The 22,430-nt window shown below is 64.5% G+C and carries 21 protein-coding genes; 8 read left to right on the forward strand and 13 right to left on the reverse strand.

Annotation, left to right across the window (positions count from 1 at the left end):
* Window positions 1-3: 3 nt before the first annotated feature.
* The 8 genes from B5V02_RS17130 to B5V02_RS17165 form a co-directional block, all read right to left on the reverse strand.
* Complete coding sequence (locus B5V02_RS17130) at window positions 4-1,821, reverse strand: ABC transporter ATP-binding protein (RefSeq protein ID WP_111545266.1); 1,818 nt, start codon at window positions 1,819-1,821, stop codon at window positions 4-6.
* The gene (locus tag B5V02_RS17135; protein WP_111545267.1) at window positions 1,818-2,762 is read right to left on the reverse strand and encodes an acetamidase/formamidase family protein; all 945 of its coding nucleotides are present in this window, start codon (window positions 2,760-2,762) and stop codon (window positions 1,818-1,820) included. Before B5V02_RS17135 ends, B5V02_RS17130 begins: the two co-directional genes overlap by 4 nt.
* Window positions 2,752-4,395, reverse strand: coding sequence for an ABC transporter substrate-binding protein (locus tag B5V02_RS17140; protein ID WP_111545268.1), 1,644 nt, complete (start codon window positions 4,393-4,395; stop codon window positions 2,752-2,754). The genes B5V02_RS17135 and B5V02_RS17140 overlap by 11 nt, the downstream gene beginning before the upstream one ends.
* A gap of 78 nt (window positions 4,396-4,473) precedes the next feature.
* Window positions 4,474-5,394: an ABC transporter permease gene (locus B5V02_RS17145; protein WP_111545269.1), complete on the reverse strand. Its 921-nt coding sequence runs from the start codon at window positions 5,392-5,394 to the stop codon at window positions 4,474-4,476.
* Complete coding sequence (locus B5V02_RS17150; protein ID WP_208647095.1) at window positions 5,391-6,257, reverse strand: ABC transporter permease; 867 nt, start codon at window positions 6,255-6,257, stop codon at window positions 5,391-5,393. Before B5V02_RS17150 ends, B5V02_RS17145 begins: the two co-directional genes overlap by 4 nt.
* Window positions 6,258-6,276: 19 nt before the next feature.
* Window positions 6,277-6,879, reverse strand: coding sequence for an ANTAR domain-containing response regulator (locus tag B5V02_RS17155; RefSeq protein WP_111545271.1), 603 nt, complete (start codon window positions 6,877-6,879; stop codon window positions 6,277-6,279).
* Window positions 6,876-7,970 (reverse strand): transporter substrate-binding protein, encoded by a 1,095-nt coding sequence (locus B5V02_RS17160; protein ID WP_111545272.1) that lies wholly within the window; start codon window positions 7,968-7,970, stop codon window positions 6,876-6,878. The genes B5V02_RS17155 and B5V02_RS17160 overlap by 4 nt, the downstream gene beginning before the upstream one ends.
* 182 nt (window positions 7,971-8,152) lie before the next feature.
* Window positions 8,153-8,407, reverse strand: coding sequence for a DUF1127 domain-containing protein (locus tag B5V02_RS17165; protein WP_111545460.1), 255 nt, complete (start codon window positions 8,405-8,407; stop codon window positions 8,153-8,155).
* A 253-nt stretch (window positions 8,408-8,660) separates the two neighbouring features.
* Here B5V02_RS17165 and B5V02_RS17170 point away from each other — a divergent pair, with 253 nt between their 5' ends.
* Complete coding sequence (locus tag B5V02_RS17170) at window positions 8,661-10,190, forward strand: winged helix-turn-helix domain-containing tetratricopeptide repeat protein (protein WP_208647085.1); 1,530 nt, start codon at window positions 8,661-8,663, stop codon at window positions 10,188-10,190.
* Window positions 10,191-10,338: 148 nt separating this feature from the next.
* Here the strand turns inward: B5V02_RS17170 and B5V02_RS17175 are convergent, their stop codons facing one another.
* Window positions 10,339-11,208, reverse strand: a complete 870-nt coding sequence (locus B5V02_RS17175; RefSeq protein WP_111545274.1) for a helix-turn-helix domain-containing protein — start codon at window positions 11,206-11,208, stop codon at window positions 10,339-10,341.
* 93 nt (window positions 11,209-11,301) lie between these two features.
* Between B5V02_RS17175 and B5V02_RS17180 the strand changes: the two genes are divergently transcribed.
* Both B5V02_RS17180 and B5V02_RS17185 read left to right on the forward strand, forming a co-directional pair.
* Window positions 11,302-12,846, forward strand: a complete 1,545-nt coding sequence (locus B5V02_RS17180) for a 4-hydroxyphenylacetate 3-hydroxylase N-terminal domain-containing protein (RefSeq protein WP_111545275.1) — start codon at window positions 11,302-11,304, stop codon at window positions 12,844-12,846.
* Window positions 12,847-12,852: 6 nt separating this feature from the next.
* Window positions 12,853-13,362: a flavin reductase gene (locus tag B5V02_RS17185; RefSeq protein ID WP_111545276.1), complete on the forward strand. Its 510-nt coding sequence runs from the start codon at window positions 12,853-12,855 to the stop codon at window positions 13,360-13,362.
* A gap of 29 nt (window positions 13,363-13,391) precedes the next feature.
* Here the strand turns inward: B5V02_RS17185 and hpaR are convergent, their stop codons facing one another.
* On the reverse strand, window positions 13,392-13,787 hold the full coding sequence (hpaR, locus tag B5V02_RS17190) for a homoprotocatechuate degradation operon regulator HpaR (RefSeq protein WP_245445969.1): 396 nt from the start codon (window positions 13,785-13,787) through the stop codon (window positions 13,392-13,394).
* A 223-nt stretch (window positions 13,788-14,010) separates the two neighbouring features.
* Here hpaR and B5V02_RS17195 point away from each other — a divergent pair, with 223 nt between their 5' ends.
* The 5 genes from B5V02_RS17195 to hpaH all read left to right on the forward strand — a co-directional run bounded on the left by B5V02_RS17195 (window position 14,011) and on the right by hpaH (window position 18,694).
* Window positions 14,011-14,397: a 5-carboxymethyl-2-hydroxymuconate Delta-isomerase gene (locus B5V02_RS17195; RefSeq protein WP_111545277.1), complete on the forward strand. Its 387-nt coding sequence runs from the start codon at window positions 14,011-14,013 to the stop codon at window positions 14,395-14,397.
* 11 nt (window positions 14,398-14,408) lie between these two features.
* A complete protein-coding gene (gene hpaE / locus B5V02_RS17200; protein WP_111545278.1) occupies window positions 14,409-15,926 on the forward strand; it encodes a 5-carboxymethyl-2-hydroxymuconate semialdehyde dehydrogenase in 1,518 nt (505 codons plus the stop codon).
* A gap of 14 nt (window positions 15,927-15,940) precedes the next feature.
* Window positions 15,941-16,921, forward strand: coding sequence for a 3,4-dihydroxyphenylacetate 2,3-dioxygenase (gene hpaD, locus B5V02_RS17205; protein ID WP_111545279.1), 981 nt, complete (start codon window positions 15,941-15,943; stop codon window positions 16,919-16,921).
* Between the two features lie 79 nt (window positions 16,922-17,000).
* Complete coding sequence (locus tag B5V02_RS17210) at window positions 17,001-17,873, forward strand: fumarylacetoacetate hydrolase family protein (protein WP_111545280.1); 873 nt, start codon at window positions 17,001-17,003, stop codon at window positions 17,871-17,873.
* Window positions 17,867-18,694: a 2-oxo-hept-4-ene-1,7-dioate hydratase gene (hpaH, locus tag B5V02_RS17215; RefSeq protein ID WP_167458537.1), complete on the forward strand. Its 828-nt coding sequence runs from the start codon at window positions 17,867-17,869 to the stop codon at window positions 18,692-18,694. The genes B5V02_RS17210 and hpaH overlap by 7 nt, the downstream gene beginning before the upstream one ends.
* A gap of 15 nt (window positions 18,695-18,709) precedes the next feature.
* Here the strand turns inward: hpaH and B5V02_RS17220 are convergent, their stop codons facing one another.
* The 3 genes from B5V02_RS17220 to B5V02_RS17230 are packed head-to-tail and all read right to left on the reverse strand — an operon-like array spanning window position 18,710 to window position 22,415.
* On the reverse strand, window positions 18,710-19,732 hold the full coding sequence (locus B5V02_RS17220) for a phosphotransferase enzyme family protein (RefSeq protein WP_111545282.1): 1,023 nt from the start codon (window positions 19,730-19,732) through the stop codon (window positions 18,710-18,712).
* Window positions 19,729-21,036 (reverse strand): aminotransferase class III-fold pyridoxal phosphate-dependent enzyme, encoded by a 1,308-nt coding sequence (locus tag B5V02_RS17225; protein WP_111545283.1) that lies wholly within the window; start codon window positions 21,034-21,036, stop codon window positions 19,729-19,731. Before B5V02_RS17225 ends, B5V02_RS17220 begins: the two co-directional genes overlap by 4 nt.
* Window positions 21,037-21,065: 29 nt before the next feature.
* Complete coding sequence (locus B5V02_RS17230) at window positions 21,066-22,415, reverse strand: aminotransferase class III-fold pyridoxal phosphate-dependent enzyme (protein ID WP_111545284.1); 1,350 nt, start codon at window positions 22,413-22,415, stop codon at window positions 21,066-21,068.
* Window positions 22,416-22,430 lie beyond the last annotated feature (15 nt).

Genomic DNA, 22,430 nt, shown 5'->3' on the forward strand with positions numbered 1-22,430 from the left:
TGTTCAGGCGTCGGCGGCGACGAGATGGCCGTTGCCGACATCCCTTAGCGCCAGCTTCAGCGGCGCCTCGCCGATCCTGCGGGTGGCGCTCGGGATTTCCTGGTCGAGGCGGGCGAAGCGGCTCCTTCGCTGCGCCGGGTCGGGCACCGGCACGGCTTCGATCAGCCGCCTGGTGTAAGGGTGGCGCGGGTTGGAAAACACCTGGTCGCGCGTGCCCATCTCAACGATCTGGCCGAGATACATAACGGCGACCCGGTCGGAGATGTTCTCGACCACCGCCATGTCGTGCGAGATGAAGAGATAGGCGACGCCGAATTCGCGCTGCAATTCCTTCAACAGGTCGAGCACGCGCGCCTGCACCGAGACATCGAGTGCCGAGACGCTTTCATCGGCGATGATCAGCTTCGGCCGCAGCGCCAGCGCCCGCGCGATACAGACGCGCTGGCGCTGGCCGCCCGAGAACTCATGCGGATAGAGCTCCATCTGGTCGGCAGACAGGCCGACGCGCTCGAACAGCGCCGCGACACGCTGGCTGCGCTCGTCCTTCGACGCGATGCCGTGGATGACAAGTGGCTCGGCGACGAGGTCGCCGACGCGCATGCGCGGATCGAGCGAGGCGAAGGGGTCCTGGAAGATCATCTGCACGTCGCGGCGGACCGCTTTGCGCTCGTCGCGGCCAAGCCCGGACAGGTTGCGGCCGCCAATGACGATATCGCCGCTGTAAGGCACCAGCCCGGCCAGCGCCTTGGCGGTGGTCGACTTGCCGCAGCCGGACTCGCCGACCAGCGCCAGCGTCTCGTTGGGCGCGATCGAAAAGCTGATACCCTCGACGGCGTGAACACGGCGGTTGACCCGGCCGAAGATGCCGCCGCGCAGATCGAAGCGAACATGCAGATCATTGACCACGGCGACGTTAGCCGGCGCCGCCGTCTCGGCATCCCCGGATTTCTGGCGGCCGGCACCGGTGCCGATGCGCGGCACGGCGGCAAGCAGCTCGCGCGTGTAGTCGGCTTGCGGCCTGGCGAAGATGTCTGATGTCGTGCCTTCCTCGACCATGCGGCCATGCCGCATGATGATGACGCGATCGGCCATTTCGGCAACCACGCCCATGTCGTGGGTGATCAGGATCACGCTGGTGCCATGCTGGCGCTGCAGGTCGCGCAAGAGTTCCAGCACCTCGCCTTGCACAGTGACGTCGAGCGCCGTCGTCGGCTCGTCGGCGATCAGCACGTCGGGCTCCAGCGCCAGCGCCATGGCGATCATCACCCGCTGACGCATGCCGCCGGAGAGCTCATGCGGAAACTGTTTTAGCCGGCTTTCAGCCTCCGAAATACGCACCGCCTTCAGCGCCTCGATGGCGCGCTGGCGGGCCTGCGCCTGTGACAGGCTGGTGTGCGCCTCGATGGACTCGGTGAGCTGCCGGCCGATCGACAGCACCGGATTGAGCGAGGTCATCGGCTCCTGAAAGATCATGGCGATGCGGTCGCCGCGAATGCGGCGCATCTGGCGCTCGTCGAGCGTCGCCAGATCGGTATCGCCCAGATCCCCGGTACGAAGGCGGATTTTCCCCGACGATATGCGCGCGGCGGGTTGCGGCAAGAGCTGCATGATCGCCAGCGCCGTCATCGACTTGCCGGAGCCGGATTCGCCCGCAATGCACAACGTTTCGCCACGGGCCAGCGTCAGCGACAGGTTGGAGACGACGTCCCGCTCGCCGTCCTCCCCGCGCACGCTGACCGACAGGCCGGCGATGTCGAGCACCGGTCCCGCCGTCGCCGGAGCGGCAGCCCCGGCGTGCTTCTTACCCGCGCCTGCGTTCATTCGAAGACGCAGCGCGGGAAATAGAACGACACCACCCAGTTCGGCATGTCGACGATCTCGCTGATCCTGAGATCGCCGCACACCGAGGCCAGCATATAGGCATCGACAGGATCGAGCTTGTAGCGGCCGGCGAGCAGGTCGACCATCTGCGCGACGGCCTCCCTGGCGCCGGTCATCAGATCCGGGCCGATACCGGTCGTCACCTCATAGCCCTTTGCGTCGAGGTGGCGGGTCACCGGGCCGGAGGTGGTGAAGCGCGGCGTTTTCAGCCTGGCATCCTTGACCAGGTCGAGCTTGAGCACGACATCCATCGGGCTTTCGATCGCCGTGCCGCAGACCTCGCCATCGCCTTGCGCGGCATGGGTGTCGCCGACCGAAAACAGCGCGCCCGCCACTTCCACCGGCAGATAAAGCGTGGTGCCGGTCGCGAGATCGCGGATGTCGAGATTGCCGCCGACCCGCCTTGGCGGCACCACCGAGTGATGGCCCTTTTCGGCCGGTGCGTTGCCGATGGTTCCGGCGAAGGGTTTCAGTGGCACGCGGGCGTTTTTGCCGAACAGCGCCGGCTCAAGCGAGGCGGCGTCATACTTCCAGATGTTGAGCGCCGGCTCCTTGAAGTCGTCGGCGAGCAGGCCGAAGCCGGGAATGTTCGCCGTCCAGCCGAAGCCGGACGGTTTGAACATCTCAATCGTCACCTTCAGCGCGTCACCCGGCTCGGCGCCCTCGACGAAGATCGGCCCGGTCACCGGGTTGATCTGGCCGAAGTCGAGCTTGGCGATATCGCCGACCGTGCTGTCGGCCTGCAACTGACCGCCGCCGGCATCAAGGCACTGGAACTCGATGGTCGAGCCGGGCGCCACCCGCTCGGCCGGGGCAAACGAATTGTCCCAGCCGAAATGGTGATGGCGTCCGTGGATTGTGTAGTCGCAGTTATTGCACATCTTTTACGTACACATTGTCGTAGTTGACGAAGACATGGACCGGGTCGACATAGAGGTTGTCGGCGCCGCCCATGCGTGCGGATTTCATGGTGAAGCGCTGCTCGTTGAAGACCGGCGCCCAGGGCGCGTCTTCCATGATCTTGTCGTAGATCCCACTCCACATCTTGTTGCGCTCTTCAGACTTCGCCGGATCGGTTATCGAGTCGGCTTCGGCCGCCTTGGCGTCGAGATCCTTGTTGCAATACCAGGACCAGTTCCAGCCACCCGGCACCGCACCGGCGCAGCCGAGGATCGGGCCGTAGAAGTTCGACGGATCGGGAAAATCAGCGATCCAGCCCATGCCGCCGGACCAGATCATCGGCGCGCCGGCCTTGTCGCCGCCGGCGGCGATGACATTGGCCTGGGCCAGTGCCTGGATGCTGGCCTTGATGCCGATAGCCGCCAGATCCTGCTGGATCGCCTGGGCGATGCGCGGGTTGGGATCGGTGTTCATGGCGAACAATTGCGTGTCGAAGCCGTCGGGATGACCGGCCTCGGCAAGCAGCGCCTTGGCCTTGGCGACGTCATAGGGATAGCCCTTGAACTCCTTGTCGTAGCCCGGCATCGACGGCGGCAGCGGCTGGTTGGCCGGCACCGCGCGGTTGTTGACGATCTGGACGATGCGCGCCTTGTTGATCGCCATGTTGACGGCTTGCCTGACCTTCACATTGTCGAAGGGCGCCATTGTGGTGTTCATGGTGATGTAGCCAGTGTGCAGCTGGCCGCCTTCGACGACGCGCGCCTTCTGCTCGGGATCGGCCATCACCTCCTGGAATTTTGCCGGCGGAATGCTGTCAAGGGGCAGGTCGATCTCGCCTTTCTGCATGCGCAGCAGCGCCACGATCGGCTCCTGGCCAACCTCGAAGGTGATCTTGTCGAGATGCGGCAGGCCCTTGTGCCAATAATCCGGGTTGCGCACGAAGACGATGCGCTGGCCGAGCGTCCACTCGGCGAGCTTGAACGCGCCGGTGCCGACCGGGTGCTTGCCGAAATCGGCGCCGTATTTCTCGACCTCCTCTTTCGGCACGACATGCGAGAAGTTGATGGCCATGACATGCAGGAAGGTGGCGTCCGGGCGGGTCAGCTCGAACTTGACGGTGTAGGGGTCGACCACGGTGACGCCGGAGAGGCTTTCGGCCTTGCCGGCGGCGACATCGTCATAGCCCTTGATCGAACCGAAGAAGCCGGCGCCCGGGCTCTGCGTCTTCGGATTGGTGACGCGGTCGAGCGAGTATTTCACATCGTCCGCCGTCATCTCGCGGCCATTGTGGAATTTGACGCCGTGGCGCAGCTTGAAGGTGAAGGTTTTGCCGTCGGGCGAGATCTCGTAGCTTTCGGCGAGGTCGGGCTTGAGGTTGGTGGTGCCCGGCTCATAATCCATCAGCCCATCGAACAGGCTCTTGATCATCGACCAGTTTTGCCAGTCGTAACCGATCGCCGGGTCGAGCGTGGTGACATCGTCCTTGTATGTGGCGATGATTTCGCCGCCTTGCTTGGCGTTCGGATCGATGGTGTCCTCGGCGAGCGCGCTTGTCATGCCGAGCATCAGCGCCAGCGCCGATGCCGCCACTGTGGATGCCAGAAACTTTTTCATTTTTATGTTCCCTTTCTCTGCTTGTTTTCGGTCATGCCCTGTTGTTTTCGGTGTCTGGGTTTCATCTGAGCTTGATGCTCATCTGAGTTTAATACGGGGGTCGATGAAGGGCGCGATGATATCGGCGAGCAGATTGCCGAGCACGATGGCGAAGGCCGACACCAGAGTGACGCCCATGATGATCGGAATGTCGACGCGCTGGATGGCTTGCCACGCCAGCTGGCCGATGCCGGGCCAGCCGAACACGCTTTCGACCACGACGATGCCGCCCATGAAGATGCCGATGTCGATGCCGATCATGGCGATGACCGGCAGAATGGCGTTGGGCAGCGCGTGGCGGAAGAGGATGGCGCGCCGCGCCAGACCCTTGGCGCGCGCGGTGCGCACATAATCCTGGCGCAGCACGTCGATCATCGACGAGCGCATCATGCGCGCGTACCAGCCGGCGCCGAGGATGCCCATGGTCAGCGACGGCAGCACCAGATGGCGCCAAGTGCCGTAGCCGCCGATCGGAAACCAGCTCAGCCGCACGGCAAAGACATAGAGCAGCAACAGCCCGACGACGAATTGCGGCGCCGATACGCCGACGAAGGAGGCGACCATCAGCGTCTGGTCGGTGGCGGTGCCGCGCTTGACGGCGGCGATCAGGCCCATGCTCAGGCCGATCAGCAATTCGCACAGGATGGCGCCGACCATCAGCAGCAGGCTTGCCGGCAGCCGCGAGACGATCAGTTCGGTGACCTCGGAGCGCTGGATGTAGGAACGGCCGAGATCGCCGCTGATGAGCCTGGTCAGATAGCGCCAGTACTGGATGACGAAGGGCTGGTCGAGGCCGAGTTGCTGGCGGATGTTCTCCACCGTCTGCGGCGTGGCGCTGCGGCCGGCGATCTGGCGCACCGGATCGGCCGGCAGCAGATAGAGCAGCGCGAAGGTGATCAGCGAGACGCCGAGCAGGATGAGCAGCGACTGGATCAGGCGGCGGCCAAGATAGGCGATCATGCCCGGCCCCTTTGCGTCGGATCGAGGATGTCGCGCAGCGCATCGCCGATCAGGTTGAAGGCCAGCGCCAGCGCCAGGATCGCCGCACCTGGGAAGAACACCAGCCAGGGCGCGGCCTGGAAATAGGTCTGGTTCTCGAAGATGATGTTGCCCCACGACGCGGTGGGCGGCTGCACGCCGATGCCGAGGAAGGAGAGCGTCGCTTCGAGCAGCACCGTGGTCGAGATGCCGAGCGTGCCCCAGACGATGATGGTCGGCAGCAGATGCGGCAGGATGTGGCGAAACAGGATGCGCGGCGCACTCGCCCCGATGGTGCGCTCGGCGTCGATGAACTCACGCTCGGCGAGCGAGCTGGTCTCGGTGTAGATGACGCGCGCGGTCTGCACCCAGTTGACCAGCGCGATGACCATGGCGACGATCCACAGGCTGGGCTGGAACACCGCCGCCAGGCAGATGGCGAGCAACAACGCCGGAAAGGCCATCATCAGGTCGGTGAAGCGCATCAGCGCGCCGCCGATCCAGCCGCGGAAATAGCCGGCGGTGACACCGACCAGCGTGCCGATCAAAAGCGCCACGCCATTGGCGACGATGCCGATTATCAGCGAAGTACGCGCGCCGTAGAGGATGCGGGTCAACAGGTCTCGGCCGAGCAGATCGGTGCCGAGCCAGAACTGTGCGTTCGGCGGCAGTGGCGAGCCCTCGATCGTCAGGCCGTCGAACATCTGCTCGTTGGGATCATAGCCGGTCAGCCACGGCGCCAGGGCGGCGCCGGCGACGACGATGGCAACGATCACCAGGCCGAGCAATGCCAGACGGCGTTTGACCAGCCGGCGCCAGACGCCGGCGCGCGGCTTGACCGGCATGCGCCCGGCTGTCGGGAGATCAGGCGCGATGGGACTGGTCATCGCCGCCTTCTTCCACGGTCATCGCCACGATCCTGCGCGCGGCATCCTCGACGCTGATCTGCCAGCTCATCGCCAGCGAGCGCAGCTGCGCATAGGCGCGGCCGTCGTCGGTGCCTTTCGACAGTGCGGCCACCGCGCGCACGATCGTCTGGCGCTCGGCAACACGCTGGCGAAGCGAGGCAATTTCGCTGGCCAGGTGCTTGCGGGCCTCGAAACTCTGCCTGGCGATCAGTAGCGCGCTGTAGACGCCGGCATTGCCGACCGGCTTCAGCAGCTGGGCGTCGGCCTTGTGCGACAGTGCCCATTCGATGCGGCCGGGCGCCTCGGAGCCGATCAGCGCCACCAGCGGCATCGGCGCTTCGCCCGGCTTCCAGGGAAATTGCTCGTCAAAGCCGAGATCGGCGTCGAAGAAGACGAAATCGGCTGCCAGAGCTTCAGGAGGCAGTTCCGGCCAGCAATCCACCGTGATCAGGCCGATGGCCGACAATTGCCTGGTGATTGCCTGCACCGTCGGATGCGGGCGATGCAGGATGAAGGCCCTGGCGCCGCCGAGATTGGGGATGCGAGGCGGTCTGGTCACGACACCACCCTCAAGCGCGGACGACCGAAGGCCCTGGCCGGGTCGTAGCGCGACAGATAGGGGTCCGGCGCCACCTCGTCCTCGCGGCTGACGACCTCGAAAAAGCCGTCCGCGATACGCCCGATGATCACCGGCAGCGTCGCATGCTGGGAGTGGGCGTCGATGGCGATCGGCCCGAGCCGGGTGGAGAAACGCCGTTCGGCGAAGGCCTTGGAAAATTCCGCCGGACCGGCGTCGGGATCGCGGGTGAGCACGTCGGCCATCACTTGCACGGAGGCATAGGCGGAGGCCTCGAAGGACGAGGCGAAAGCGGCCGGCCGCGGCGCGAAATAGGGCCCGACCGACAAATGCCCTTTCCCGGATTCACCGATCGCCGGCAGCTCGCCCTCGGTGAGGTTGCAGGAGATGACGGGGCAGGTTTCCGGGCTGAAGGCTTGATCCTCACCCGCCAGGTCTCGATAGGCCGCCAGGAAGGCGTAGGACGAGGTGCCGATCAAATTGTTGAGGATGAAGTTCGGCCGCGTCGCCCGGATTTCGGCGATCAGACGCGACACATCGGTCTCGCCGATGCGCAGATAGCGCTCGCCCAGAACCTTGCCGCCGGCATCGGCGATCAGGTCGCGCGCCACGCGGTTCATCTCCCAGCCCCAGATATAGTTCGAGCCGAGCAGGAAGCCGTTGGCACCGAAACGCGGCACGACATGGGCCATCAGCGGCACGAGATGCTGGTTGGGGCAAGCGTGCATGTAGACGACGTGCTCGTTGGCCTCGAAGCCCTCATAGGGGCAGGCATACCAGAGCATGCCGCCGGCTTTCTCCAGCACCGGGATCGTCTCCTTGCGGCTCCAGGAGGTGACACAGCCGACGACATGGCGGGCGCTGCTGGTCTTGAAAATGTCCTCGCAGAGCGTCGCGTAGCGATCCGCATTGCTTTGCGGATCGCGCTCGACCGGCACCAGCTCTATGCCGTAGCGGCGGTCGGCATTGATGTCGGCGATGGCGCGCATCGCGCCCATCCGGCACGCATCGGAGACGAGCTGATAGCTCCCCGAGCGGGAATAAAGGATGCCGATCTCGATACGCCGCTTCAAAACAGATCCCCAAAATGAAAATGCCCCGCAGCCAGCGCCGGGGGGCGAGGCATACGAGGCATATTTGCCGCCCGGCGATCAGGGCCGGTATTTCGTCCTAGCGTATTCTGTACGACGGGTCAGTCAAGCGGGAAAGTGGGTGATGCCTGGCGGCGCGATCCGGTGTCTTTGCAGGATTTGCCTTATCGTTGCCAGAAGCGCTTGGCGATCTCTGCCTCGAGCTCACGGTCCGTCAGACCGATATCGTCGATCAGATGGGGATTGTCCTTCGCCATTTGCGCAAGCTCCCAGCGAAAGCGGATCCGCTCACGCCAGGTTCGCTCGCGCCAGCTCGCGATGATGCCGCGAAGGGTCGTCAGATGCCAACGCGATACCGGCGCCACGGGCGTTCCCGGCCGCGCCGCCTTGTGCGGGGCAAATTCAAGAATATTGGTCATAACAACCTCCATGTGGTTTGAGGGTCCGGAGGCCCTCGACCTGAAAGAGGTTGAATTCTGCAGGATACGGACAGCGCGGTAATTAAGCCTTCCCAAATAGTTCTCAAAAGTTCCAAACCGGCCAGAGCAGTTCACCGGTCCACGGAACCGGCAACCTGCTCTAACTCTTTGTTTTGACGCAATTCCCTAGGAGAAAGCGCTACGCGCTTTTCCCTGGAAACCGTTTCACACCTTTCCTGGAATTGCTCTATAGATGCGGCGTATGCAGGGATCGCGCTTTGCCTTTGGTCCGTTCGTGCTTGATTCCGGTGCGGGAACGCTGCTTCGGAACGATGTACCCGTTGCCGTTGGCTACCGCGGGCTACAGCTGCTCGCGGCGCTCGTCGGACGGGCCGGTGACATCCTGAGCAAGGCCGAATTGATGGACGCGGCCTGGCCGGGCACGGCCGTCGAGGAAGGCAACCTCACCGTCCAGATCGCGCAGCTGCGCAAGCTGCTTGGTCCTGCCGGGGATGGTAGTGATGGGGGCGGCGAATGGATCGTCACGGTTCCACGCGTCGGCTACCGCTTCACGGGGGTCATCGAAGAACTCGGTGGCGCGGCGCGAAAACCTTTGCCGCTGCCCGAGAAACCATCGATAGCCGTGCTGCCCTTCGTCAATGTCAGCAACGATCCCGAGCAGGACTCCTTCGCAGATGGGTTGACCGAAGACCTGATCACCGACCTGTCCAGGATCTCCGGCCTGTTCGTCATCGCACGCAACTCGGCCTTTGCCTACAAAGGAAAGGCGATGGACGTGCGTGCGATCGCACACGACCTTGGCGTGCGCTACCTGCTGGAGGGCAGCGCAAGACGCGCCGCGGGGCACGTGCGCATCAACGCACAGCTGGTCGACGCGGTGAGTGGCGATCATCTGTGGGCGGAACGCTTCGATCGCGGCCTGGAAGATATCTTTGCCGTTCAGGACGAGGTCACGGCCAAGATCGTGGAGGCGCTGCTCGGCCGGCTGCGTGCACCGCCGCCACGCAACCGGCCCAGAAATCTCGAGGCTTACGATCTCTGCGTGCGGGCGCGCAAGCTGATGGATGATTCGCCGCAGATGGCGCAGGAAGCGCATCTGATGCTGACGCGCGCGGTTTCGCTCGATCCGGGATACGCCGAGGCCTATCGCTGGCTTGCCATGAACCACTGGATGGGACGGGTGCATTCCGGCGGACCAACTGAATCGTCCCGCAGCGTTGCCTTGGAGCTGGCGCGCAAAGCCGTGGCGATCGATCCCAACGATGCCGGCTGCCACTGGGTCCTGGCTTACCTGCTTGCCTATGAGCGCAGCTTCACTGATGCGGATGCGGAATTCGCCAGGGCGATCGAGCTCGATCCGAACGACGCCGATGCCTGGGCGGCACTATCCGACATCGCGGTCCTGGCCGGGCGGGTCGAGGAGGGCCTTGAGCACATTCGCAAGGCGTTCCGGCTGAATCCTTATCCGGCAAGCTGGTACTATCTGACGCTCGGCCAGGCGCAATATGCGGCCCGCGATTACGAAGCCGCCGTCGAGACCCTGCGCAGGGACGAGACCTATCGTACAAGCTCGCGCCGTTTCCTGGCGGCAAGTCTTGCGCAACTGGGCCGGCTCGACGAGGCGCACGCGGAGGTCGAACTGTTCCTCGTCGGGAACCCGCATTTCACAACCAGCCACTGGGCCACGACGGAGCCATTCCGCGACGCCGCGACGCTTGAGCATTTCGTCGATGGCTACCGCAAGGCCGGTCTTCCGGACTGACGCGCCGGCGTGATCTGCACAACTTCTGGCCGGACCTGACGGTGTCGCGGATTTCGGCGCCTTTCTCGACAGCGAACTGCTCGGTCGCCTCGCCGCGGATTCGCCTTCCATGTCGAAGCCGCAAGGTCCGCATCCTCCTATGACCGGATCAATGCCCCCGCAACTGCTTCCGGCGCCAGGCGGCTGGCGCCTCGCCGACCCGCGCGCGGAAGACCCTTGAGAAATAGGCCGGGTCGTCGAAGCCGATCTCGTAGGCGATGTCCTCGACCGTGCGCACGGTGAACAGCAGCAGCCGCTTGGCCTCCAGCAATCGCCGCTCGCTGACCACCCGTTTGACGCCGCTGCCCAGCACCACGCGGGCGGCCTTGTCGAGCAGATGCGGCGTCGTGGCCAGCGTCTCGACATAGCGGTCGACCGGCCAGTTGTCGCGGAAATGCAGATCGACAAGCCGACGCAGGCCCAGTGCCAGCGAAGCCTCGGAAGAGGTTGTGGAGATGGTCCCGCCGGGACCGAGGCGGGCGATGTGGGAGAGCGCGACGGCGATCAGCGCCGGCAGCACCTTGTCGTTGCCGGCTTGCGCCTCGGCGTATTCGGCAGCGATCATCTCCAGCACCGCCGCCAGCCTTTTCCAGGCGGCGTGGTGCGGCAGGCCGTCTGCAAACACCGGCCGGTCCAGCGGCAGCAGGCTGTGGCCGGCAATGGCGGCGAGGGCGTCATCGGCGACCGAGACGACGATGGCGTCGGTACCGGGGCCGATCGAGAAGCCATGCACGACATTGCTTGGCACGAAGCTGACGGCAGGCGCCGAAAAGTCCCAGGACCGGTCTTCTATGCGGTAGGTGCCGGAGCCACTGGTCCAGTAGGTGATCTGGCCCATCTGCGGGTGCTTGTGCGCGGCAACCTCGCCGCGATGGATGTTGCTGCGGGCAAGCACCGTCTCGACATGCAGGAAACCGACATCGAGCGGCCGCACCGGCTCGCCATAGACGAAGAAGTCGGGGATGGAATTCTGGCTCATGACGCCGGAAAAAGTCCAATCGGTTTTGCGATTCCGTCCATAACCGATCCATATCCGGCGCGCTAGAGTTGGCGCCGCAAGTGGAGGAACATCATGCGCTCAGAAGACTTCCGTGCCGACAAGGGGCGTCCGTTCACCGGGGCCGAGTATCTGGCGAGCCTGCGCGACGGCCGCGAGGTCTACATCAACGGCGAACGCATTGCCGATGTCACCACGCATCCGGCGATGCGCAATTCGGCGCGGTCGCTGGCGCGCCTTTATGATGCCCTGCATGACGCCAAGCAGCACGACGCGCTGACCTCGCCGACGGACACCGGTTCGGGCGGCTACACCCACAAATATTTTCGCGTCGCCAAATCATCCGCCGAGCTTGTCGCCCAGCAAGCAGCCATCGCCCAGTGGTCACGCATGTCCTATGGCTGGATGGGGCGCACGCCCGATTACAAGGCGGCGCTGATGAACACGCTTGGCGCCAATGCCGACTGGTATGGGCCGTTCAAAGACAACGCTCTGTCCTGGCACAACAGAGCCCAGGAAGCGGCTCTGTTCATGAACCACGCCATCGTCAATCCGCCGATCGACCGCCACAAGCCGGCCGAACAGGTGAAGGACGTCTTCGTCCACATCACTGGGGAAACCGACGCCGGCATCACCGTGTCCGGTGCCAAAGTGGTGGCGACGTCCTCGGCGCTGACCCACTATAATTTCCTGGCGCAGGGCTCGGCGACGGTCACCGAGGATCCGTCGCTGTCGGTGATGTTCATCGTGCCGATGAATGCGCCGGGGATAAAGATGTTCTGCCGCGTCTCCTACGAGCAGACGGCCAATACGGTGGCAGCACCCTTCGACTATCCGCTGTCGTCGCGCTTCGACGAAAACGACGCGATCCTGGTGCTCGACAATGTCTTCATCCCCTGGGAGGACGTGCTGGTGCTGCGCGACGCGCAGAAAATCCTGTCGTTCCATCCGGCTTCCGGCTTCATGCACGGCTATTGCTTCCAGGGCTGCACGCGTTTCGCCGTCAAGCTCGACTTCCTCGCCGGCCTGCTGGCAAAGGCGCTGCGCGCCACTGGCGGCGATGCCTTCCGCGGCAACCAGGCAGCGCTGGGGGAGGTCATCGCGCTGCGGCACATGTTCTGGAGCTTTTCCAATGCCATGGCCTACAATCCGATCCCGTGGGCGAACGGCGCGGTGCTGCCCAACCTGGAAGCAGCCCTCGCCTACCGGACCTTCATGTCGGAAGCCTATCCGCGCGTCATCGACACCGTGCGCCGGGTGATCGCCTCGGGGCTGATCTACCTGCCGTCGTCGGTGCGCGACTTCAACAATCCCGAGATCGACAAATATCTCGCGCAGTATGTGCGCGGCTCCAACGACATGGGCCACATCGAGCGCATCAAGATCATGAAGCTGTTGTGGGACGCGACCGGCACCGAGTTCGGCGGCCGCCACGCGCTCTACGAACTCAACTATGCCGGGGCGCCGGAAGAGGTGCGGCTGCAGGTGCTGAAGGGCGCCGAACGCGGCGGGCGGCTGAAGGCGATGGAAGAGCTGGTCGACACCTGCATGGCCGACTATGACGAGAGCGGCTGGACCGGCGACACCTGGTTCAATCCGCTTGCTTCGTCGGCTAAGTGAAACCAGATGGCCACGCAGATTTCGAAAGCCGATTTCCGCGACGCCATGGCGAGGGTCTGCGCGCCCGTCAACATCGTCACCACCGACGGCCCGGCCGGACGCGGCGGCTTCACCGCCACCGCCATGTGCAGCGTCTCCGACGAGCCACCGACGCTGCTGGTGTGCATGAACGGCCGCTCGACGCAGGCCGCCATGTTCTTGTCCAACCGGCGCTTCTGCGTCAACGTGCTGACCCACGACCACATGCATCTGGCGGGAAAGTTCGCTGGCGCGACCAGGGACATGGAAGCGCGCTATTCGGCGGCGCGCTGGCAGACGCTGACCTCCGGCACGCCGGCGCTTTCGGATGCGATCGTCAATTTCGATTGCGAGATCGAGGATGTGCATGTCGTCGGCACGCATAATGTCATGATCGGCCGCGTCATCGATGTCCGGCATGGCAGCGGCGGCTCGGCGCTGCTCTATGTCGACCGCAATTATACGCAGCCGACGCGGCTTGGCAGCTTTGGCGGGTGAGCCCAAGCGAAACCGCCCCGACCGAACGGTCAGCTTTCGCCGTCGATGAGGTTTTCCAGGAGATCGAGCAGCTGTTCCAGCCTGTCGTGGCCGAAGCGCTGTTCGATGTCGTCATAGATAACGCGACGCTCGGGCGAGAGAGCATCGATCAGGGCGGAACCGGCCGGGGCGATTGCCAGCACGACGCGGCGGCCGTCGCCTTCCGCCTTGTTGCGGGTGATGAATCTGCGTCCCTCAAGCGCCTTGATGATGCGCGTCAGGCTGGGCGGCAACACCGATGCGCGATCGGCAAGCTCCGTCGCCTCGACCGGGCCGGCTTCGCTCAGCACGCGCAGCACGCGCCATTGCTGTTCGGTCACATCGTGGGCCGCGAGCATCGGACGAAACCGCGCCATCACCACTTCGCGGGCATGCAGCAGCGCCATTGGCAGGGAACGACGGGTGTTTTCAGGCAGCAAGAAAAAGGGCCTCCCACGCTGGCTTGCGATCGAAAACAGGCCTTCTTTCAAGCCGAATCCGCGCACCGAAAGCCCGTTCCAGCCATCCCGTATCGTTGCGCCAAGCCCGATGCAAGACTTGACTTCACGGGTGCCACATGTAATTAACGCGTTAACTACAACAAGGCAAGTGATTGGGGAGCGAAACGCCGTGCCGCACTTCTCCATCGAGTATTCGCCCAATCTCGATGCCAAGGTCGATATGGGCGAGTTGTGCGCGCTGGTGTTGCGCACCGTGCTGGACACCGGGCTGTTCGAAACCGGCGCCGTGCGGGTGCGGGCCTTTCGCGCCGATGCCTATGCGGTGGCCGACAGGCTGGCGGAAAACGCCTTCCTCGACATGTCGTTTCGCATCGGAACCGGGCGCAGCGCCGAGGAAAAGAAGCGGACCGGCGAAGCCGTCTTCGCGGCGGTGAGCGAACACCTTGCCGGGCTGTTCGCAACGCCGCATTTCGCCCTGTCGCTCGAGATCCGGGAAATCGACCCGGTGCTGAGCTGGAAGAAGAACGCAATCCACCCGCGACTGCGCGGCAAGTGACGGAAGCTGATATGTCCGACCTGCAAGGCAATCTGAAGAAGGCCGAGGCCTATCTGGCCCGTTTCAAGCGCGACGGCGTGCTGAACCAGATCGGCGGCGAAGCGGTGCCGGCGCTGGACGGCGCGACGTTTGAAACGCTGTCGCCGGTCGACCTCAAGCCGCTGGCCAAAGTCGCGCGTGGCAATGCCGCTGACATCGACCGCGCCGCCAAGGCGGCGAAGGCAGCGTTTCCGGCCTGGGCCGCGATGCCCGGCGAAGCGCGCAAGAAGCTGCTGCACAAAATAGCCGACGCGATCGAAGCACGCGCCGAGGAGATCGCCTTCGTCGAATGCATGGACACCGGCCAGGCGCTGAAGTTCATGGCCAAGGCGGCGTTGCGGGGGGCCGAGAATTTCCGCTTCTTCGCCGACCGTGCGCCCGAAGCGCGCGACGGCGAAACGCTGCGGACCACAGGCCAGGTCAATATGACCACACGGGTGCCGATAGGCCCGGTCGGCATTATCACGCCGTGGAACACGCCGTTCATGCTGTCGACCTGGAAGATCGCGCCGGCACTGGCCGCCGGCTGCACCGTGGTTCATAAGCCGGCCGAATTTTCGCCGCTGACCGCACGCCTGCTGGTCGAGATCGCCGAAGAGGCCGGCCTGCCGAAGGGAGTGTGGAACCTCGTCAACGGGCTCGGCGAGCACGCCGGCAAGGCGCTGACCGAGCATCCCGACATCAAGGCGATCGGCTTCGTCGGCGAGAGCCGCACCGGCTCGATGATCATGCGCCAAGGCGCTGACACGCTGAAGCGCGTCCATTTCGAGCTTGGCGGCAAGAATCCGGTGATCGTCTTCGCCGACGCAGACCTGGAGCGCGCGGCCGATGCGGCGGTGTTCATGATCTATTCGCTGAACGGCGAACGCTGCACCTCCTCGTCACGGCTGCTGGTCGAAGCCTCGGTCTATGACAAGTTCACCGATCTGGTGGCGGAAAAGGCAAAGCGCATCAAGATCGGCCATCCCCTGGATCCGACAACGGTGGTCGGTCCGCTGATCCATCCGGTGCACGAGGAAAAGGTGCTCTCCTACATCGAGGTCGGCAAATCGGAAGGCGCGGTGGTCGCTGCCGGCGGTGGCAAGTTCGCCGGCCCGGGTGGCGGCTGCTATGTCAGCCCGACGTTGTTCGTCGGCGCCACCAACAAGATGCGCATTGCCCAGGAAGAGATCTTTGGGCCGGTGCTGACCGCACTTTCCTTCAAGGACGAGGCGGAAGCGCTGGCGCTGGCCAATGACACGCAATATGGCCTGACCGGTTATCTCTGGACATCGGACGTTACCCGCACCTTCCGCTTCACCGACGCGCTGGATGCCGGCATGATCTGGGTCAATTCCGAGAATGTGCGGCATTTGCCGACCCCGTTCGGCGGTGTCAAGAATTCCGGCATCGGCCGCGACGGTGGCGACCATTCCTTCGGCTTCTACATGGAGACGAAGAATATAGCCTTCGCCACGACGGCGCACGCGATCCAGAAACTCGGCGGCTGATCAGAGGAAATCAAATGCCCTTGCCCAAGCCCAATCTCTACCCTGCCTTCAACATCGTGCGCCTCAGCCATGTCGAGCTGGCCGTCACCGACCTCGCCAGGTCCCGCGCGTTCTATGTCGACACACTCGGCCTGCAGGTCACCGACGAGACATCAGACAGGATCTATCTCAGGGCGCTGGAAGAGCGCGGGCACCATTGCATCGTGCTGAAGAGGGCCACTACGGCCGAAGCGCGCGACCTCGGCTTCAAGGTGTTTTCCGAGGACGATCTCGACAAGGCCGAGCACTTCTTCAAGGGCAAAGGCCTGCCGGTGGAATGGGTCGAGCGGCCCTACCAGTCGCGCACCTTCCGCACCCGCGATCCGCACGGCATTCCGCTCGAATTCTACGCTGAGATGCAGCGGCTGCCGCCGATCCATCAGAAGTATGCGCTCTATCACGGCGTCAAGCCGCTGCGCATCGACCACTTCAACTGCTTCTCGCCCAATGTCGACGAGTCCGTCGCCTTCTACAACGAGCTCGGCTTCCGCGTCACCGAATACACCGAGGATGCCAGCAGCGGAAAGCTGTGGGCGGCCTGGACGCACCGCAAGGGCGGCGTCCACGATATCGCCTTCACCAACGGCATCGGGCCGCGCCTGCATCATGTCGCCTTCTGGGTGCCGACACCGCTCAACATCATCGACCTGCTCGACCTGATGGCGACGACCGGCTATTTGCCGAACATCGAACGCGGCCCCGGCCGGCACGGCATTTCCAACGCCTTCTTCCTCTATGTCCGCGACCCGGACAATCATCGCATCGAGATCTACTGCTCGGACTACCAGACGGTCGATCCGGACCTCGAGCCGATCAAGTGGGACCTCAAGGACCCGCAGCGCCAGACGCTGTGGGGCGCACCGGCGCCCAAGAGTTGGTTCGAGGAAGGCAGTGCATTTGCCGGGGTTGCGGCGCGCCAGCCGGATTTGACGGCGTCGCCGATCATCGCGCCATGAGAGAATCCTGGTCGATGTCCGAGTTCCTTCGCCGTAGAGCTCCACACTTGCGGGCATCCACCAACGGCGGAGTTGCAGCATGAGCATGGCACGGCTCGCCACCTTCACCGTCGGCGGCAAGGCACGTTACGGCGCGATCACCGGCAAGGGCGTCGTCGACCTGTCGGCCCGCCACGGCCAGTGGCCGACGCTGCGCGAAGTGATCGAGGCCGGCGCCTTGCGGCGGCTGGCGGAAGAGGCGGACGCCTTCGCCGCCGATTTCCCGCTCGACGCCATCGCCTACGACATCCCGATCCCGTCACCGGAAAAGATCATCTGCGTAGGCGTCAACTATCCCGACCGCAACGAGGAGTACAAGGACGGCCAGGCAGCACCGGCGAATCCGTCGCTGTTCATCCGTTTCCCGCGCTCTTTCGTCGGCCATGGCGCGCCGCTGGTGCGCCCACCGGACTCTTCGCAGCTCGACTATGAGGGCGAGGTCGTCATCGTCATCGGCAAGGCTGGCCGGCGCATCGCGCAAGCCGACGCGCTCGGCCACATCGCGGCGCTGTCGTTATGCAATGAGGGCACCATCCGCGACTGGGTGCGGCATGCCAAGTTCAACGTCACGCAAGGCAAGAATTTCGACCGCAGCGGCTCGATCGGCCCGTGGCTGGTGCCGTTCACGGATGAGGCGCAGATCGCCGACATCGCGCTGACCACCCGCGTCAATGGCGAACTGCGCCAGCAAGACCGCACCAGCCGGATGATCTTCTCATTCCGCAAGATCATCGCCTATATCTCGACCTTCACCACGCTGGTGCCCGGCGATATCATCGTCACCGGCACGCCGACAGGTGCCGGCGCCCGCTTCGAACCGCCGATCTGGCTGAAGCCGGGCGATGTGATCGAAGTGGAAGCGGAGGGCGTCGGCGTGCTCAGAAACGGCGTCGTCGACGAGGGAACATCATGACCCCGGAGCAAGTGGAAGACGCCGCCGCACGGCTGTTCGAAGCCGAGCGGTCGCGCCGCCAGATCCGCCTGCTCAGCCTGGACTTTCCCGAGGCGACGATGGAGGACGCCTATCGCGTGCAGGCCGCACTGGTGACGCGCAAGATCGATGCCGGGCTGAAGCCGAAGGGCTGGAAGATCGGGCTGACCTCCAAGGCGATGCAATATGCGCTCGCCATCGACACGCCGGATTCCGGCGTGCTGTTCGACGACATGTTCTTCAGCGATGGCGCGACAATTCCCGCCGGCCGCTTCATCCAGCCGCGCGTCGAGGCCGAGATCGCCTTCGTCATGAAGGCGCCGCTGACGGGCCCCGGCGTGACCATCTTCGACGTGCTCAACGCCACCGATTACATCACGCCGGCGCTCGAAATCCTCGACACGCGCATCGAGCGCGTCAATGCGGAGACGAAGAAGGCGCGCACCTTCTTCGACACGATTTCCGACAATGCCGCCAATGCCGGCATCGTCATCGGCGGCCGACCGCAGCGGCCGCAGGAGGCCGACATGCGCTGGATCGGTGCCATCGTCTCGCGCAACGCCGAGGTCGAGGAAACCGGGCTTGGCGCCGGCGTGCTCAACCATCCGGCGATGGGCATTGCCTGGCTGGCGGACAGGCTCGCTTGCTACGGCATGTCGATCGCGGCCGGCGACGTTGTTCTCTCGGGGTCGTTCGTGCGACCGGTCGAGGCACGGCCCGGCGACACCATCGTCGCCGATTTTGGCACTTCGGGGACGGTCAGCATTCATTTCGCGAAGAGCTTGACCGATCCGCCTGCATAGGCCGCACGGCAGCTTCTATCCACCGCGCAGATACGCAATAACCACATCGGCGGCGATAGTAGACATGCGCATGCCGACATCCCTGGTGATGTCGCCTTCGACGCGGCTCTGCACCCATCCGAGAAACGCGAAGGCACGCAACGCCGAAAACAGCGGCAGTGCTGCGACGTCCTGCGGCGTCAGCTCGCGCTGCTGCCGATACCCGTCGAGCAGGGCGGTCTCGATCAGCGGATAGATCGCCTCCTCTCGGTTCTGGTAGAGGGCGACGGCAAGGTCGTACATGTGCCAGCCATAGCCGCAATCGTCGAAATCGATGATGCGGATCGCGCCCTCATGGACGAGCACGTTCTCACGCACGAGATCGGCGTGGATGATGCCGAAATTGCGGGCGCTGCGTTCATGCTCCGACAGCGCCTTCACGGCCTTTTCCCGCGCCTGGAAAACCAGCTCGCGGCGCGGGCCGTCGAGGAAGGGAGAGGTCTCGAAGCGTCCCCAGTTTGGGTTCGGGCCGAAGAAGCCGTCGAAATCCCAGGCATGGCGGGCGAAGCCGGCGGGCGGCATCCAGACGGTGGTGACATTGTGCATGTGGGCGATGGTTCGCCCGATCGCCGTGAAGACCCGTCTTGCCTGCTCAGGCGTGAAATCCAGCGGCACGCCTCGCGCGCCGACGGCGCGGCCTTCCAGCCAGGAGAGACAATCGACTTGGCGCGGCGGCGTCAAAGAGCCGTTGCCGACCGGCACGAACAGGTCGCCGCTCAGTGCCGCGATGGGAGACGGCGTGGCGACGCCAGCGGATTGCAGGAAGGCCATCCATTGCAGTTCCGAGCGCAGCGCGGCGTCGGAATGATAACCAAGCCGGTGAATGCGTATAGCGGCCGGTTGTCCATCGGGCAGGCGGACCCGAAACACCGCGTTCTCCCGGTATTTCAGCAGCTCCGGCTCACCGTTACGAACCCCCCAATGTTCGAGCGCACGCCGGGCAAGCTCTGTGACTTCCGCTTCCGTCTCAGGCTCGGATTTGGTGGACACAGCGTTCACGCCGGCACTCCGCCGACTTCATCAAGCACCTCGTCGAGCATGCCGATCAGGAAGGCGGCATTGTCGCGGGAAAACGGCATCGGCGGGCGGATCTTCAGCACATTGCCGTGGATGCCGGTCTTGCCCATCAACACGCCGCGATGGCGCATCCGGTTGGCGACTTGCTCGGCAATGTCGGGTGCCGGCTCGCGCGTCTTGCGGTCGTGAACCAGCTCGGCGCCGAAGAACAGCCCGGCACCCCTGACCTCGCCGATGCATTCGTGGCGATCGGCCAACGGGCGCAGCAGGCCCTGCGCATAGGCGCCGACATCAAATGCGTTGGCGACAAGATCTTCCTGCTCCAGCACATCGAGCACTGCATTCGCCACCGCAGAGGAAACCGGGTTGCCGCCAAAAGTGTTGAAGTAGCGGAAAGCGTTGCGGAAGGTCGCCAGGATCTCCCTGGTGGTGACCACGGCGGCGACCGGGTGGCCGTTGCCCATCGGCTTGCCCATGGTGACGATGTCGGGAACGAAGCCGGCGCGCTGGTGGCCCCAGAAATGACTGCCGGTGCGGCCGAAGCCGGGCTGCACCTCGTCGGCGATGACCAGGCCGCCGGCCTCGCGCACGGCACGCAGCGCGTCACCGAAGAATCCGGACGACAGCGCGGGGAAGCCTTCATTGGCGAGCAGCGGACACAGGATCATGCCGGACAGGCCGATGCCGTCCTGCTCGAGCGAGGCGATCGCTTCGCGCACCGCATCGCCAAAGGCCTTGCCGGTGGCCATCGCATCCGGGTGGCGATAGCTGTCGGGCGCCGGCACCAACCTGACATGGCGGGCGCGGCCACCGACCGGCGGCATCCGCGTGCTGAGCTGTGAAACCGCCGCCGTGTTGCCGTGATAGGTGGCGTCGGTGGCGATGATGCCCATGCGGCCGGTGGCGGCCTGCGCCATGCGCAGCGCGATATCGTTGGCCTCGCTGCCGGTGCAGCTCAGGATGGCGGTGGACAGGCTGGCATCGAAGGTCGCGGTCAGCCGCTCGACATAGTCGAGTATGGCCGTGTGGAGATAGCGCGTATGGGTGTTGAGCAGGCTTGCCTGCCGGCACAGGGCCTCGACCACATGCGGATGGCAATGGCCGACATGAGCGACATTGTTGTAGGCATCGAGATATTTGCGGCCATCGGCGTCATAGAGCCAGACGCCTTCGCCGCGCACCAGGTGCACGGGCTCGTCATAGAACAATTGCGATTTCGCGCCGAGCAGGCGGGAACGCCGGCTAACCAGCGCCTCCTCAGCCAAATTTTCCTGCGAATAGGCCATTTGCGTACCGAAACTCCGTTGTAACAGCGTCAGACCTTTGACAGGCCTGCGTCCAGCGCTTCGCCGATCTTCGCGACGTCGGCGGCACTGATGATGAGCGGCGGCGACAGGATGATGTTGTTGCCGGAGACGCGCAGCATGACGCCGGCTTCGTAAGCCGCCTCCGAAACCACGGCCATGGTCTTCTTGTCAGCCGGCTTCTTGGTGGCGCGATCCGAGACCAGTTCGAGTGCTGCCATCAGGCCTTTGTACCTGACATCGCCGACGATCGCGTGCCTGGCCTTCAGACCTTCGAGCACGGTGGCGAGTTCGTTACCCCGCGCCGCCGCGTTCTCGTCCAGGCGAAGCCGCTTGGTCTCGGCAAGGGCCGCCAGCCCTGCCGCGCAGCCGACTGGATGGCCGGAATAGGTATAGCCGTGGCCGATCGAGCCGAAGCTGGTCTTGTCGGCCTCGAAGGCATCGGCCACCCTGGCGCCGATCAGCGTGGCGCCGAGCGGGAAGTAACCCGAGGTGATCGCCTTGGCGATGGTCATGAAATCCGGCTTCACACCCGACAACCGTGAGCCCGACCATGCGCCCGAGCGACCGAAGCCTGTCACCACCTCGTCGGCGATCAAAAGGATCTCGTGGCGATCGCAGATGTCGCGCACCAGCGGCATGAAGCTCTCATGCGGGACGATGACGCCGCCGGCGCCCAGAACCGGCTCCATGATGAAAGCGGCGATGGTGTCGCCGCCCTGGAAGGCGATCTCGTCCTCCAGCGCCTTGGCGCACAGTTTGGCCAGCCGCGCCGGGTCCGTCTCGTCGAACGGGTTGCGGAAGGTCCATGGCGCCGGGATGTGGAAGACGCCGGGCAGTAGCGGCTCGTAGTTGCGGCGGAAATTGGCGTTGCCATTGACCGAGGCGCCGCCGAAATGCGTGCCGTGATAGCCCTTCTTCACGGCGAGGAACTTGGTGCGGTCGCCCTGGCCGCGGATCTTCCAGTATTGCCGGGCCAGCCGCAGCGCGGTCTCGACCGAATCCGAACCGCCCGAGGTGAAGAATGTCCGCACCATGCCTTCCGGCTCGAACCATTCGCTGAGCTCGTAGGCGAGCTCGATCGACGGTCCGGTCGAGGTGCCGCGAAAGCCGGAATAGTAGGGCAGCGCACTGAGCTGGTCGGCGATCGCCTTTTTGATCGGGTCGCAGCTGTAGCCGAGATTGACGTTCCACAGGCCGCCGACGGCGTCGAGCACGCTGTTGCCGTCGATGTCGGTGACGGTGACGCCCTCGCCCTTCATGATGATCTTCGGCGGGTTGGCCCGCATCTCGGCCGGATGCGCCATCGGGTGCCAGATCGGCTTGGCGTTTGTCTCGGTGAGGAAATTGATGTCGCGCATGACAGGCTCCGCAAA

The sequence above is a fragment of the Mesorhizobium kowhaii genome, from assembly GCF_003253745.1.
Classification (GTDB): domain Bacteria; phylum Pseudomonadota; class Alphaproteobacteria; order Rhizobiales; family Rhizobiaceae; genus Mesorhizobium; species Mesorhizobium kowhaii.

Excerpts from the sequence above, each read along its gene's own strand:
- B5V02_RS17230 (WP_111545284.1), bottom strand. The coding sequence starts at position 22,415 with ATGCGCGACATCAATTTCCTCACCGAGACAAACGCCAAGCCGATCTGG.
- B5V02_RS17165 (WP_111545460.1), bottom strand. The coding sequence starts at position 8,407 with ATGACCAATATTCTTGAATTTGCCCCGCACAAGGCGGCGCGGCCGGGA.
- B5V02_RS17150 (WP_208647095.1), bottom strand. The coding sequence starts at position 6,257 with ATGCCGGTCAAGCCGCGCGCCGGCGTCTGGCGCCGGCTGGTCAAACGC.
- B5V02_RS17135 (WP_111545267.1), bottom strand. The coding sequence starts at position 2,762 with ATGTGCAATAACTGCGACTACACAATCCACGGACGCCATCACCATTTC.
- B5V02_RS17225 (WP_111545283.1), bottom strand. The coding sequence starts at position 21,036 with ATGGCCTATTCGCAGGAAAATTTGGCTGAGGAGGCGCTGGTTAGCCGG.
- hpaD (WP_111545279.1), top strand. The coding sequence starts at position 15,941 with ATGCCCTTGCCCAAGCCCAATCTCTACCCTGCCTTCAACATCGTGCGC.
- hpaE (WP_111545278.1), top strand. The coding sequence starts at position 14,409 with ATGTCCGACCTGCAAGGCAATCTGAAGAAGGCCGAGGCCTATCTGGCC.
- B5V02_RS17210 (WP_111545280.1), top strand. The coding sequence starts at position 17,001 with ATGAGCATGGCACGGCTCGCCACCTTCACCGTCGGCGGCAAGGCACGT.
- hpaR (WP_245445969.1), bottom strand. The coding sequence starts at position 13,787 with ATGGCGCTGCTGCATGCCCGCGAAGTGGTGATGGCGCGGTTTCGTCCG.
- B5V02_RS17175 (WP_111545274.1), bottom strand. The coding sequence starts at position 11,208 with ATGAGCCAGAATTCCATCCCCGACTTCTTCGTCTATGGCGAGCCGGTG.
- B5V02_RS17185 (WP_111545276.1), top strand. The coding sequence starts at position 12,853 with ATGGCCACGCAGATTTCGAAAGCCGATTTCCGCGACGCCATGGCGAGG.
- B5V02_RS17140 (WP_111545268.1), bottom strand. The coding sequence starts at position 4,395 with ATGAAAAAGTTTCTGGCATCCACAGTGGCGGCATCGGCGCTGGCGCTG.
- B5V02_RS17170 (WP_208647085.1), top strand. The coding sequence starts at position 8,661 with ATGCGGCGTATGCAGGGATCGCGCTTTGCCTTTGGTCCGTTCGTGCTT.
- B5V02_RS17180 (WP_111545275.1), top strand. The coding sequence starts at position 11,302 with ATGCGCTCAGAAGACTTCCGTGCCGACAAGGGGCGTCCGTTCACCGGG.
- B5V02_RS17130 (WP_111545266.1), bottom strand. The coding sequence starts at position 1,821 with ATGAACGCAGGCGCGGGTAAGAAGCACGCCGGGGCTGCCGCTCCGGCG.
- B5V02_RS17145 (WP_111545269.1), bottom strand. The coding sequence starts at position 5,394 with ATGATCGCCTATCTTGGCCGCCGCCTGATCCAGTCGCTGCTCATCCTG.